The sequence below is a fragment of the Streptomyces sp. bgisy130 genome, assembly GCF_057708345.1.
The window spans coordinates 31,480-43,696 of sequence record NZ_JBYISA010000036.1 but is presented as its reverse complement, the minus strand read 5'-3'; the positions used below and the strand labels follow the sequence as shown (position 1 = coordinate 43,696).

Here is a 12,217-nt window from a genome sequence, read left to right as displayed (position 1 = left end):
CGCGATATCGGAGCGTCCTGGTTGGCGGACCACTGCCCCCAAGAAGCCATTTGGCAGCTGTTGGCAGGATCAGGTCCTTCTTAGCCTGCTATACCGGGAATTTGTAACGGCGTCGGGCGAGGGGCAACGCGCGGGGCGGCCGGCTCATCTGGATAGTCGGCGAGGCGCACCGGGCGCCTTCGCGAAGGGTGGGTCTCATCAAGTGGGGGATCCACGGGAGGGAAGAAGTCCATGACCAGGACGAAGAAGACCGGGTTAAAGGCGCGGGGTGGCCGGGTGGCGGTGGTCGGTGCGCTGGGGCTGGCCACGGTGGCTCTGGCTGCCGGGCCGGCGTTCGCCAAGGGCGGCGTGGAGATCACGGCGCCGCGTACGGCGCAGGTCGGCAAGACCATCACGGTCAAGGCGCACGGCGGCGATGACAGCGCCGGCTTCCTGCATCAGTTGTGCGTGGAGGAGAAGGGCTTCGGCCAAGGGTGGCACCAGGAGAATTGCAGCGCTGTGGTGGAGGGCGATGCGCGGGTCACTACACAGGGCACGTCCGCGCGCCGCGGCAACCTGGAATTCCGTGCGGTGCTGTACGGCCTGACCAGCTCGCACGACCAGAATCCGGTGCGCTTGCACGCCTCTGACGTGGTGACGGTGCAGGTCCGCTGAGCCGGTGAGCCGCTGAGCCGGTAGCGCGGCCGTGGACAGCCGGCACGACCACTGCCCACGGCCGCGCACCGAGTCGTTTCTCGGCACGGCACGATGCACAGAAGGGAATCGACGCTCGACGTCGCGCCCCGCGCCCCCACGCCGCGCCGTGCCCCCCACGCCACCCGGCAGGAACCCGCTCTCACTCGAACTCAACTTCCCTTTACGGAACGATAGTTCGAGATCAGGGGGGCTTCTCGCCCCCCTTGGCGTTCTCTTGTACCGAATGCCTCGGTCACGGCGACGGCTTCCGCCAGGATGTCGCGGAAATCGCGTACCCGAGGCAAAGGGATCCCAGAATGAGAATGACCGATATATCGCTGGACTGGCTGGTTCCCGGCGCCCTGCTGCTCGTCGGTGTATTTGCGGCCGCGGCGCTGGTGGTGCGTGGGAAGCGTGCGGCGGCCCGGTCCGGCGGTGAGGACTCCTGGGAGCGCAGCGAGGAGCGTCGGCGCCGTAAGGAGACCGTTTTCGCGTCGGCCTCCTATCTGCTGCTGTTCTGCTGTGCGGCGGTCGCCGCCGCGCTGTCCTTCCATGGGCTGGTCGGCTTCGGTGTGCAGAATCTCAACCTCTCCGGGGGCTGGGAGTATCTGGTGCCGTTCGGGCTCGACGGTGCGGCGATGTTCTGTTCCGTGCTCGCCGTACGGGAGGCCAGTCACGGCGATGCGGCGCTCGGCTCCCGGATGCTGGTGTGGACGTTCGCCGGCGCGGCGGCGTGGTTCAACTGGGTGCATGCGCCGCGCGGCCTGGGGCACGCGGGCGCGCCGCAGTTCTTCGCCGGGATGTCGCTGTCGGCCGCGGTCCTCTTCGACCGGGCGCTCAAGCAGACCCGCCGGGCGGCGCTGCGCGAGCAGGGACTGGTGCCGCGGCCGCTGCCGCAGATCCGGATCGTCCGCTGGCTGCGCGCGCCCCGCGAGACCTTCGCGGCCTGGTCGCTGATGCTGCTGGAGGGCGTACGGACGCTGGACGAGGCCGTCGAGGAGGTCCGCGAGGACCGGCGGGAGAAGGAGCAGAACCGACACCGGCGGCGCGAGCAGGGCAAGCTCGACCGGGCGCGCATCAAGGCCATCAACCGGCAGCACCGCAGCTGGGGCAGGGCCGGCGGCCGGCAGCTGGCGGTGCCCCAGGCGGCGGCCGCGGAGGTGGCAGGCCCCGACCCCGCAATAGTGGGTACCCCTCAGCCGCTGCTCACCGGAGAGTCGCCGGTGCGCTCCCGCCCGGCTCTCAAGGCCGTGGCGGGCGCTGAGGCGGAGGGTGCCGGGGCTCCGGCCGGGCCCCCGCGGGCCGTGGATCTCACCGCCGAGGACGACACCCAGACGATTCCCCGTCTGGACTCCCTGGAGGAGAAACTCGCCGAGATCGAACGGCAATTCGGCTGACCGGTGGCGGACCGCGCCGACCGACGCCCCCGCCCATGGGTCAGGCCGGTCCGCCGCCGAGCTCGAACCACACGCTCTTCCCGAGGCTCTCGGTGCGTATCCCCCATGCGTCGGCTAAGGAACGCACCAGCATCAGCCCCCTGCCGGAGGTCTCGTCGGTGGTCGGTGGGCGCGGCTCGGGGCGTCCGGGGACGAAGTCCCGGACCTCCACCCGCAGCCGGTCGCCGACCCGGGCCGTGACGACGGCGCCGCCCTCGGCGTGCACCAGAGCATTGGTGACCAGCTCGCTGGTGAGCAGCGTGGCGACCTCCGCGAGCTCGCCGCCCCCCGGCACCGTCCAGCGGCTCAGCAGCTGGCGCAGCTCCCGCCGCACCTCACCGACCGCCTTCAGATCCGCATGCCGCACCTTCCGCTCCAGCACACGTGGCACTCGCGCGGTGGTCCCCCCGCTCCGGCCCCCCTCGGCCGTTTCCTGCCTTCTGTCCCGTTCCTCGCGCCGCACAGGCTGACGCATTTTCTCCCCCGCCCCCAACGAACCTCGGCGCTCTGCCTCGAACAGCCTCACGGTCAGCATGCCCATCGGAACTGCCGCCATGCTTCCGCGCGCCACGTCGCCGGTCCGCCGCCCGCGCGCCGGGTGGGCCGGGCCGGGCTCCAGTGGGTATGCCTGACCCCGAGCCTGTCGCGAAACCCGGCCGCGCCCGGACACGAGGGAGCACTCCCCCGGTTGCCGCCGGGGCAGCCCGCCCGCGTCCCGGGGCGTGGGGAGTACGAGCGTGAGGAGCCGCTGTGCACGACGACCGACTGCTGGTGGAGGGGCGCCTGGAGCGGGCGCTGGGGCAGTTCATCCGGCCCGCGCAGTATGCCGCGCGGGTGCCCCTGCGACTGGCCGTCTGGCACGCGCCCGGAGAACCTCTGCCGGTGGACGAGGCGCTGCGGGCCGCCTACGAGCCGTTCGCGGTCGGCGAGCCCTGGGGGCCGCCGTGGTCCACCAGCTGGTTCCGGCTGGCGGGTGAGGTGCCGCAGGAGTGGGCGGGGCGGCGGGTGGAGGCCGTCATCGATCCAGGCTTCAGTGGCGACGGGCCCGGCTTCCAGGCCGAGGGGCTGCTGTACGACGCCGACGGGGTGCCGCTCAAGGGCATCCATCCGCGCAACCGGCACCTCCCGGTCGGCGCGCCGGTCAGCGGTGGTGAGGAGGTGCGGCTGCTGCTGGAGGCCGCCGCGAACCCGGCGGTGCTGCGGGATTTCCGCCCCACCGACCTCGGCGACGTACGGACCGCGCCCGCCCGGCCGCTGTACCGCTTCGCCTCGGCGGACCTCGCGGTGCTCGACGAGACCGTCTGGCAGTTGATCCTGGACATCGAGGTGCTCTCGGAGCTGATGCACGAACTGCCCGCCGACGGCTCGCGCCGGCACGAGATCCTGCGGGCCCTGGAGGACATGCTGGATGCGCTGGATCTGCACGACGTCGGGGGCACGGCGGCCGCGGGGCGGGCCGCGCTGGCGGACGTACCGTGCCGCCCGGCCACCGCGAGCGCCCATCGCGTCTCGGCCACCGGGCATGCGCACATCGACTCGGCCTGGCTGTGGCCGCTGCGCGAGACCGTGCGCAAGGCATCCCGCACCTTCGCCAATGTCACCCAACTGGCCAAGGAATACCCGGAGTTGGTGTTCGCCTGCTCCCAGGCGCAGCAGTACGCCTGGGTCAAGGAGCACCAGCCGCACATCTGGGAGCGCATCAAGGAGGCCGTACGGGACGGCAATTGGGCGCCGGTCGGTTCGATGTGGGTGGAGTCCGACGCCAATATGCCCGGTGGTGAGGCGCTGGCCCGGCAGCTCGTGCACGGCAAGCGCTTCTTCCTGGAGGAGCTGGGGGTGGAGACCGAGGAGATCTGGCTGCCGGACTCGTTCGGCTACACCGCCGCCTTCCCGCAGCTGGCCCGGCTGGCCGGCGCGAAGTGGTTTCTCACCCAGAAGCTGTCGTGGAACCAGACCGACAAGATGCCGCACCACACCTTCTGGTGGGAGGGCATCGACGGCACCCGCGTCTTCACCCACTTCCCGCCCGTCGACACCTACAACTCCCGCTTCCACGCCCGCGAACTCGCCCACGCCGCACGCAACTTCGCCGAGAAGGGCCGCGCCACCCGCTCCCTGGTCCCCTTCGGCTGGGGGGACGGCGGCGGCGGCCCGACCCGCGAGATGCTGGAGCGGGCCCGCCGGCTGCGGTCCCTGGAGGGTTCACCACAGGTCGAGATCGAGCCGCCGGCCCGGTTCTTCGAGGCCGCCCATGAGGAGTACGGGGCGGCGGCGCCGGTCTGGTCGGGCGAGCTGTACCTGGAGTTCCACCGCGGTACGTACACCTCGCAGGCGAAGACCAAACAGGGCAACCGGCGCAGCGAACATCTGTTGCGCGAGGCGGAGTTGTGGGCGGCGACGGCGGCGGTACGGGCGGGCGCCGACGCCTCGTACGCCTACCCGTACGACGCGCTCGACCGGCTCTGGAAGACCGTACTGCTGCACCAGTTCCACGACATCCTGCCGGGCTCGTCCATCGCCTGGGTCCACCGCGAGGCCCGGGCCACGTATGCGGCGGTCGAGGCGGAGCTGACCGGGATCATCGAGACGGCGCTCGGGGCGCTGGAGCGTTCCGCGGCCGCGCCGGCCGAGGTGCCGACGGTGTTCAATGCCTCGCCGTACGCCCGGGTCGAGATCGTCGCCCTGCCGGGCCCGGGACCGGCCGGGCCGGCCGCCGTCGCGGTCCATGTCCCCGCGCTGGGCTCGGCGCCCGTCCGCCCGCCCGGCCCGGACTCCCCCACGCCACCGCCGCCGGCCGTACGGGCGGAGACCGGCGCCGAGGGCACCCTCACCCTCGACAACGGCCTGCTGCGGGTACGCGTCGACACCGACGGCCTGCTGACCTCTGTACGCGATCTGCACGCCGGACGGGAGGTGCTGGCGCCCGGCGCCCGCGGCAATCTGCTTCAGCTGCATCCCGATCACCCCACGCAGTACGACGCCTGGGACCTCGACCGGCATTACCGCCGTCGGCACACCGATCTGACCGACGCCGAGTCCGTGGAGCTGGCCACGGCCGGGCCGCTGTCCGCGACGGTCCGGGTGACCAGGGCGTTCGGCGCGTCCCGGATCACCCAGGAGCTGACCCTGCGGGCCGGCTCACACCGTCTCGACATCACCACCGACATCGACTGGCACGAGTCGGAGAAAGTCCTCAAGGCCGCCTTCCCCCTGGATGTGCACGCCGAACGGTCCACCTCCGAGGTGCAGTTCGGACACGTACACCGCCCCACCCACACCAACACCAGCTGGGACGCGGCCCGTTTCGAGATCTGTGCGCACCGCTGGCTGCGGGTCGCCGAGCCGGGCTACGGCGTCGCGCTGCTCAACGACTCGACCTACGGCCATGACGTCACCCGCACCCCGCACCCCGAGGGCCTGGGCACGACGGTACGGCTGACCCTGCTGCGCGCCCCGCACAGCCCCGACCCGGAGACCGACCAGGGCGCCCACCGCTTCACCTACGCACTGCTGCCGGGCGCCGGGGTCGGCGACGCGGTCGCCGAGGGCCTGGCCCTCAACCTGCCCCTCCGGACGGCCGACGCGCCGCCCGTACCCCCGCTGATCCGTGTCGACCATCCGGCCGTCACCGTCGAGTCGGTCAAGCTCGCCGAGGACCGCAGCGGCGATGTGGTGGTGCGGCTGTACGAGTCCCACGGCGGCCGTGCCACCGGCACCGTCTCCCCCAGCTTCCCCGTTGAACACGCCACCGTGACCGACCTGTTGGAGCGTCCCCTGCACGAGGAGGAGGAAGGCCCGACGTCCGATGTGGCGGTCGAGCTGCGCCCGTTCCAGATCCTGACCCTGCGGCTCCGGCCGCAGCATCCGCCTGCCGGATGAGCCCGGGCGTTCGGTCCGGATCGGCGGCGGACCGGACGTGCGGGAAGGGGCCGGACAACGCGCCGGCCGGGGCCCCGTGGAACGGGACCCCGGCCGTGTGCCGGTGAGCATGCGTGATCGTGGAGTGCTTCCACACCGCGTGGTGCGGGCGCTTACCGGCGTCGGCCGGGCCCGCGGCGCGGTGCACGCACGCTTGCAACGATCAGACGATCCAAGCGAGCGGCCTAGCGCTCGACGTCGACCAGGCCGCCACCGCCGGTGTGCACGCCACCGGCCGGCCGGTGGTGGTGCTTCTTGTTGTGGTGCTTCTTGACATGGTGCTTCTTCTTGGCGTGCTTGATGTGGTGGTGGTGCGTGACGTGGTGGTGACGGTGCACCTCCACCCGGCGCTCGATGTGACCGTTGATGCAGGTGTTGCCGAAGGCCGGGTTCAGCAGCGCCACGATGTTGACGGTGTTGCCGCACACATTGATCGGAATGTGGATCGGGACCTGAATCGCGTTGCCCGACACCACTCCCGGCGAATTGGCCGCGCCGCCGGCCGCGCCGGCGTCTGCGAACGCTGCCGACATGCCCCCCAGGGCGGTGCTTGCCGCAAGAGCGGCCACAGCAGTCACCCGCGTGATCCGTGACATAACAATCTCCCGATAGCTCCAAGCGGCTCACTGCCGCTTCCTGTACTTCTCCTTCGGCGCGTACGGCCCCACACTGAGAGAGTTTGCGAACATTTCACTCTTTCCGGGGATAAGTGTGGTTTAGAGATCGCGTGGTGAGGTCAAGGGCTCGGCCGAACCCCGGGCGAGGAGCGCGGAAGCGGGCAAGTGCGCCTGTTCCGGCACGGCGTTCGACGTACGCTTGCGGCGTGACGCCGCACCACATCACCGACGCAGACATCGACGCGATGACCGAGGACCTCAGGACGCTCGTCGAGGTCGAGTCCCCCTCCCGCGATCTCGACGCTTTGCGGGCGTCGGCCAAGGCCGTTGCCGCCGTCATCGAGCGCCGGCTCGGCGGGCGGGCCGTCCTCGTCGAGAGCGCAGCCGGGCCGCATGTGCACTGGTCCGGCGGTGGCGATCCGAAGGTCCTGATCCTCGGTCACCACGACACGGTGTTCCCGCTCGGCACGCTGGCGCGCCGCCCGTTCACGGTCGCGGGCGGGCGGGCGACCGGCCCCGGCGTCTTCGACATGCTCGGCGGGCTGGTGCAGGCGATCCACGGCGTGGCCATGGCCGGGGACCGCGCGGGCGTCGAGATCCTGGTGACCGCCGACGAAGAGGTCGGCTCCCACTCCTCCCGGGCTCTCATCGAGGAGCGCGCCCTCGCCTGCGGCGCCGTACTGGTGGGAGAGGGTGCCGCGGAGGGCGGGGCCCTCAAGACCGGCCGCAAGGGCTGCGGCACGTTCCAGGTCTCCATCACGGGCCGGGCGTCGCACGCGGGTCTGGAACCGGCGGCCGGGGTCAACGCCCTGGTCGAGGCGGCGCATCAGGTGCTGGATATCGCGGCGCTCGGCCGGCCCGAGATCGGCACGACCGTGACCCCGACGGTCGCCTCCGCGGGAACCCTGGACAACGTTGTGCCCGCGGAGGCGACCGTCACCGTCGATGTCCGGGTCGAGTCGGCCGGGGAGAAGGAGCGAATCGAGGCCGCCTTCGCGGCACTTGCTCCGCACCTCGACGAGGCGGAGATCGCGGTGACGGGCGCCGTCGGCCGGCCGCCGATGCCCGAGTCGGCGGCGGCCGGGCTCTTCGCGATGGCCCAGCAGCTACTTCCCGGGATCGAGGCCGTGGCCGTCGGCGGCGGAAGCGACGGCAACTTCACGGCCGCGCTGGGGGTGCCCACCCTCGATGGCCTGGGGGCGGTCGGGGGCGGTGCGCACGCCGATCACGAGTATGTGGTGATCGACGCCATGGCCGAGCGGGCGCGGCTGATCGCCGGGCTGGTGAACGCCCTTCAGCACCCGGAGGGGAACGGGACCGTCCGCGCGCGGTGAGGGAGCGGGCGGGGCCGCGGCAGCGGTCGCGTGCCGGATCTCAGCGGGCGCTGCCCATGGTGCGGTCGGCGTCGGCACCCTGGAGCATCAGGGTGGTCTCCTCGATGCGGCGGAACCGGCCGTCGGGCGCGAAGTCGGCGAACACATAGACCTCCATGCGCACGGCCGAGCCGTCCTTCTTCGTGATGTCGACGGTGTGCCGGTCGGCGTACTTGCTGCCGTCGCACAGCTCCTCGTGGACCTCGACCCGGCCGTCGGCGACGAGGGTGCGCAGGTGGGTGATGTGCTCGACGAACCCGGCGCGGTCGATCCACTCGCCGTCCGTGCGCTGACGGTACTCCGGGGCGAAGTGGCGGTCGGCGGCGTCCTGCACGGTGAGGTCGCGGGCGAAGAGCAGGTCGTTCAGGGCGGCTTCGATGCCGGTACGCGTCATGAGAGGTCCCCTCAAGGAAGAAGAAGTGCGTGCGTTGCGCACGCATCTCCTGCACTGTAGCAGCAGACGCGTGCGCAGCGCACGCTATTCTGGTGAGGTGGAGAACGAAGTAGGCCATGAGATCGCAGAAGCGCTGGGCATCCTGCTCAGGCGCACCACCCGTACGCAGCTGCACAAGCAGCTCACCGAGGGCATGGGGGAGGCGGTGGACGAACTGACGTACCCGGTCCTCAGCGCACTGGCCCGGACCGGGCCCCGCAGCGCGGCCGACCTGGCGCCCGACGCCGGGGTCGACCGCTCCGGTGTCACCCGGCGGGCCTCACGGCTGGAGGCCGCCGGGCTCGTCCGCCGCGAGGCCGATCCCGCCGACCGGCGCGCGCAGTTGCTCGTCCTCACCGAGCAGGGCCAACGCGCGGTGGCCGAACTGCGGGAGCGGCTGGCCGCCCACATCATGGCGGGCCTGTCCTCGTGGCCACCGGGTGAGGCCGAGGCGTTCGCCCGCCAACTGCGGCGGTTCACCGTCGACGGCCCGTTCGGTTAGGGCCGCGGGTCCCCGAAGGGTTGCGAGCCCCCGGCCCACACCGCCTAAGGCCGGGGAATGTTCCGCAAGTTGGAGCGGGCCATTTGCAGCATGCGGCCGACTCCGCCGTCCAGCACCATCTTTCCGGCCGACAGGGCGAAGCCGGAGACCATCTCGGCGCTGATCTTCGGCGGCATGGACAGGGCGTTGGGGTCGGTGACGATGTCGACCAGGGCCGGGCCCTTGTGGCGGAAGGCCTCGCGCAGGGCGCCGCGCAGTTGCTTGGGCTTCTCCACCCGGACGCCGTGCGCTCCGGCCGCGCGGGCGATGGCGGCGAAGTCCGGGTTCTGGTTGGTGGTGCCGTACGCCGGCAGACCGGAGACCAGCATCTCCAGCTCCACCATGCCCAGCGAGGAGTTGTTGAACAGCACCACCTTCACCGGCAGGTCGTATTGGACCAGGGTGAGGAAGTCGCCCATCAGCATGGAGAATCCGCCGTCGCCCGACATGGAGACGACCTGCCGCCGCCGGTCGATGAACTGGGCGCCGATCGCCTGCGGGAGCGCATTGGCCATCGAGCCGTGGCTGAACGAACCGATCACCCGGCGGCGGCCGTTGGGGGTGAGATAGCGGGCGGCCCAGACATTGCACATGCCGGTGTCGACGGTGAAGACGGCGTCGTCGGCGGCCTCTTCGTCCAGGACGGAGGCGACGTACTCGGGGTGGATCGGGGTGTGCTTCTCGACCTTGCGGGTGTAGGCCCTGACCACGCCTTCCAGCGCCTCGGCGTGCTTCTTCAGCATCCGGTCGAGGAACTTACGGTTCTCCTTCGGCCGGACCTTGGGGATCAGACCGCGCAGCGTCTCGCGGACATCGCCCCAGACGGCCAGGTCGAGCGTGGTGCGACGGCCCAGGTGTTCGGGCCGGACATCGACCTGGACGATCTTGACGTCATCGGGCAGGAACGCGTTGTACGGGAAGTCCGTGCCGAGCAGGATCAGCAGATCGCATTCATGGGTGGCCTCATAGGCCGCGCCGTAGCCGAGCAGTCCGCTCATGCCCACGTCATAGGGACAGTCGTACTGAATCCATTCCTTGCCGCGCAGTGCGTGTCCGACCGGGGACTTCACCCGCTCGGCGAACTCCATCACCTCGGCATGCGCGCCCGCCGTGCCGCTGCCGCAGAACAGCGTGACCTTGTCGGCCTCGTCGATCATCGTGGCCAGTGCGTCGAGTTCGGCGTCTCCGGGGCGAACCGACGGGCGCGAGGTGACCAGGGCGTGCTCGATGACGCGCTCGGGGGCCGGTTCGGCGGCGATGTCGCCGGGGAGGGAGACGACCGCGACGCCGCTCTGCCCGATGGCGTGCTGGATCGCGGTCTGGAGCACCCTCGGCATCTGCTTGGTGCTGGAGATCAGCTCGCTGTAGTGGCTGCATTCGGTGAACAGCCGGTCGGGGTGGGTCTCCTGAAAGAAGGTGGTGCCGATCTCGCTGGAGGGGATGTGGGAGGCCAGGGCGAGGACCGGGGCCATCGAACGGTGGGCGTCGAACAGGCCGTTGATGAGGTGCAGATTGCCGGGGCCGCAGGAGCCGGCGCAGGCCGCGAGGGAGCCGGTGAGCTGCGCTTCCGCCCCGGCGGCGAAGGCGGCGGTCTCCTCGTGCCGGACCTGGATCCAGTCGATCGCGGAGTTCCGGCGGATGGCGTCCACCACCGGGTTCAGACTGTCGCCGACGACGCCGTAGAGCCGTTGCACCCCGGCCCGTACGAGGATGTCCACGAACTGCTCGGCCACGGTCTGCTTCGCCATGTCGCGCTCGCTCCTTCGACGGGTGTGCGGCGGGCGGGTGACGGCCCGCTGACGCGGTGGGCCCCGTCCCGGGAACCTCCGGGGCCCTGTCCCATGTACCCATGGGGCGCCCCGCACCGCCTCCGCTGCGCGGCTCCGTCCCGCCCGCGCTCCGGGTTCGCGTCTGCCCGTCGCTACGACTCCCACACCCGACGGCCGTCGCTACGACTCCCAGACCCCGACGGCCGTACGGTCCTTCAGGTGGCCCGCCACCCGGAGTTGCGCGGCGGCGAGGAATGCCACCAGGTCCGGAGGCTCGGCGGCGGACCACTGTCCGGCCAGCCGGGCGGCGAACGCGGACTCCTGCTGGAGCGGCTCGGCGAGCCCGGCGCTGCACAGCAGCAGGGTGTCGCCCGGACGGGCGAAGGCCGTCCGGAAGAGGAACGCGTCGGACCGGTCCAGGCCGTGGGCAGCTGACCGGCCGGCCGCGGAACGCAACCGTCCGCCGGTGCCGTCCGCTCCCTCGTACCCGGTCTGGTCCGGCGCCGCGGGCTCCAAGTCCTCCCAGGCGCCGTCGCGGAGCCGGAACAGGCCGCCCGCGCCGATGCCGAAGAACACCCGGGTACGGCAGTCCGGGTCGGCGGGCAGCAACAGACAGCGCAGCGCGGGGGTGTACCGCTCCGCTGCGGCGTCCGGCTCCCGGGACCGGCCGCGCAGCCTGCCGTAACTGCGGTCGGTGAGCCGCTGAAGCCCGGACTTGAGGGCGCTGCGGTGGTCTGTACGGATGTCCTCGGCCAGTCGGGTGTAACTGCGGCCGACCGCGCCGCCGATCCGGGCGCATGCCTCGTGGGCGGCGCGATGCGCACCCTCACCGGCCGGGCGGCCGGTGGCGACGGCGACCAGGATCAGGGCGTGCCGGCCGGCCCCGAAGCGGGCGGTGAGCAGCGCGTCGCGGCGTACGTCACCGCGGTGGCGGGCGAGGTCGCCGCGCCGGGAGGCGGCGAGCAGGGTCAGCGAGCCGTACCGGGCGCCGTCCAGCGCGGTGTCCGGCACCAGTTCGTCGAGTGCGGCCGGGTCGGCGGCGGGCAGGGTGCCCAGCTCGGGCCCGGACGGCGGCGGCCGGTCGGCCGGGGGCCCGGTGGGGGCCGGTTCGGTGTCACGGGGTGCCTCGGGTGTGGGCGGGGCGGCCGGCCGGGCGGCGGATGCCGGGCGGGGGCCGGTGGCCTGGAGCGGGATCGGTGCCGACGGGGAGGACGCGGCGCGGGCCGGGGGCGGCTGGGGTGCCGGCGCCGGCCGCCGAGGTGTGGCGACCGCCCGGAGCGCCGAGGCGACCCGGTCATCGAGGGTGTCCGGGGCGTCGGACGGCCCGGCATCACGCACCGTGGCGCGTCCCGGGGCGTCGTCGCCCCCTCCCTCGCCGTACAACTGCCGCCACCAGTCGTCCTCCTGGCCGCAACCGGCCCCCTGCTGGTTCATGCGCCGTATTGTCCCTGCGCG

10 protein-coding genes are annotated in these 12,217 nt (G+C 71.9%); 5 read left to right on the top strand and 5 right to left on the bottom strand.

From position 1 onward, the window contains the following. Positions 1-231 precede the first annotated feature (231 nt). Together AC3EUV_RS31360 and AC3EUV_RS31355 are read left to right on the top strand one after the other, a co-directional pair. The gene (locus AC3EUV_RS31360) at positions 232-654 is read left to right on the top strand and encodes a hypothetical protein (protein WP_432145630.1); all 423 of its coding nucleotides are present in this window, start codon (positions 232-234) and stop codon (positions 652-654) included. A gap of 338 nt (positions 655-992) precedes the next feature. Beyond that, a complete protein-coding gene (locus AC3EUV_RS31355; protein WP_432145629.1) occupies positions 993-2,072 on the top strand; it encodes a DUF2637 domain-containing protein in 1,080 nt (359 codons plus the stop codon). A gap of 40 nt (positions 2,073-2,112) precedes the next feature. On the opposite strand, the gene AC3EUV_RS31350 is transcribed toward AC3EUV_RS31355, so the two are convergent. After that, positions 2,113-2,493 (bottom strand): ATP-binding protein, encoded by a 381-nt coding sequence (locus AC3EUV_RS31350; protein ID WP_432145664.1) that lies wholly within the window; start codon positions 2,491-2,493, stop codon positions 2,113-2,115. A 368-nt stretch (positions 2,494-2,861) separates the two neighbouring features. Here AC3EUV_RS31350 and AC3EUV_RS31345 point away from each other — a divergent pair, with 368 nt between their 5' ends. Beyond that, a complete protein-coding gene (locus AC3EUV_RS31345) occupies positions 2,862-5,990 on the top strand; it encodes an alpha-mannosidase (RefSeq protein WP_435604399.1) in 3,129 nt (1,042 codons plus the stop codon). Between the two features lie 224 nt (positions 5,991-6,214). On the opposite strand, the gene AC3EUV_RS31340 is transcribed toward AC3EUV_RS31345, so the two are convergent. Further along, positions 6,215-6,562: a chaplin gene (locus tag AC3EUV_RS31340; RefSeq protein ID WP_432145627.1), complete on the bottom strand. Its 348-nt coding sequence runs from the start codon at positions 6,560-6,562 to the stop codon at positions 6,215-6,217. A 329-nt stretch (positions 6,563-6,891) separates the two neighbouring features. Between AC3EUV_RS31340 and AC3EUV_RS31335 the strand changes: the two genes are divergently transcribed. Then, on the top strand, positions 6,892-7,980 hold the full coding sequence (locus AC3EUV_RS31335; protein WP_432145663.1) for a M20 family metallopeptidase: 1,089 nt from the start codon (positions 6,892-6,894) through the stop codon (positions 7,978-7,980). Positions 7,981-8,020: 40 nt separating this feature from the next. Here AC3EUV_RS31335 and AC3EUV_RS31330 read toward each other — a convergent pair whose 3' ends face one another. Further along, positions 8,021-8,413 (bottom strand): nuclear transport factor 2 family protein, encoded by a 393-nt coding sequence (locus tag AC3EUV_RS31330; protein WP_432145626.1) that lies wholly within the window; start codon positions 8,411-8,413, stop codon positions 8,021-8,023. 97 nt (positions 8,414-8,510) lie between these two features. Here AC3EUV_RS31330 and AC3EUV_RS31325 point away from each other — a divergent pair, with 97 nt between their 5' ends. Next, on the top strand, positions 8,511-8,954 hold the full coding sequence (locus tag AC3EUV_RS31325; RefSeq protein ID WP_432145625.1) for a MarR family winged helix-turn-helix transcriptional regulator: 444 nt from the start codon (positions 8,511-8,513) through the stop codon (positions 8,952-8,954). A 44-nt stretch (positions 8,955-8,998) separates the two neighbouring features. On the opposite strand, the gene AC3EUV_RS31320 is transcribed toward AC3EUV_RS31325, so the two are convergent. Both AC3EUV_RS31320 and AC3EUV_RS31315 read right to left on the bottom strand, forming a co-directional pair. Beyond that, a complete protein-coding gene (locus tag AC3EUV_RS31320) occupies positions 8,999-10,741 on the bottom strand; it encodes a pyruvate dehydrogenase (RefSeq protein WP_435604398.1) in 1,743 nt (580 codons plus the stop codon). A 201-nt stretch (positions 10,742-10,942) separates the two neighbouring features. Beyond that, positions 10,943-12,196, bottom strand: a complete 1,254-nt coding sequence (locus AC3EUV_RS31315) for a protein phosphatase 2C domain-containing protein (protein WP_435604397.1) — start codon at positions 12,194-12,196, stop codon at positions 10,943-10,945. Between the last annotated feature and the right edge of the window lie 21 nt (positions 12,197-12,217).

Excerpts from the sequence above, each read along its gene's own strand:
- AC3EUV_RS31360 (WP_432145630.1), top strand. The coding sequence starts at position 232 with ATGACCAGGACGAAGAAGACCGGGTTAAAGGCGCGGGGTGGCCGGGTG.
- AC3EUV_RS31355 (WP_432145629.1), top strand. The coding sequence starts at position 993 with ATGAGAATGACCGATATATCGCTGGACTGGCTGGTTCCCGGCGCCCTG.
- AC3EUV_RS31340 (WP_432145627.1), bottom strand. The coding sequence starts at position 6,562 with ATGTCGGCAGCGTTCGCAGACGCCGGCGCGGCCGGCGGCGCGGCCAAT.
- AC3EUV_RS31335 (WP_432145663.1), top strand. The coding sequence starts at position 6,892 with ATGACCGAGGACCTCAGGACGCTCGTCGAGGTCGAGTCCCCCTCCCGC.
- AC3EUV_RS31330 (WP_432145626.1), bottom strand. The coding sequence starts at position 8,413 with ATGACGCGTACCGGCATCGAAGCCGCCCTGAACGACCTGCTCTTCGCC.
- AC3EUV_RS31320 (WP_435604398.1), bottom strand. The coding sequence starts at position 10,741 with ATGGCGAAGCAGACCGTGGCCGAGCAGTTCGTGGACATCCTCGTACGG.
- AC3EUV_RS31315 (WP_435604397.1), bottom strand. The coding sequence starts at position 12,196 with ATGAACCAGCAGGGGGCCGGTTGCGGCCAGGAGGACGACTGGTGGCGG.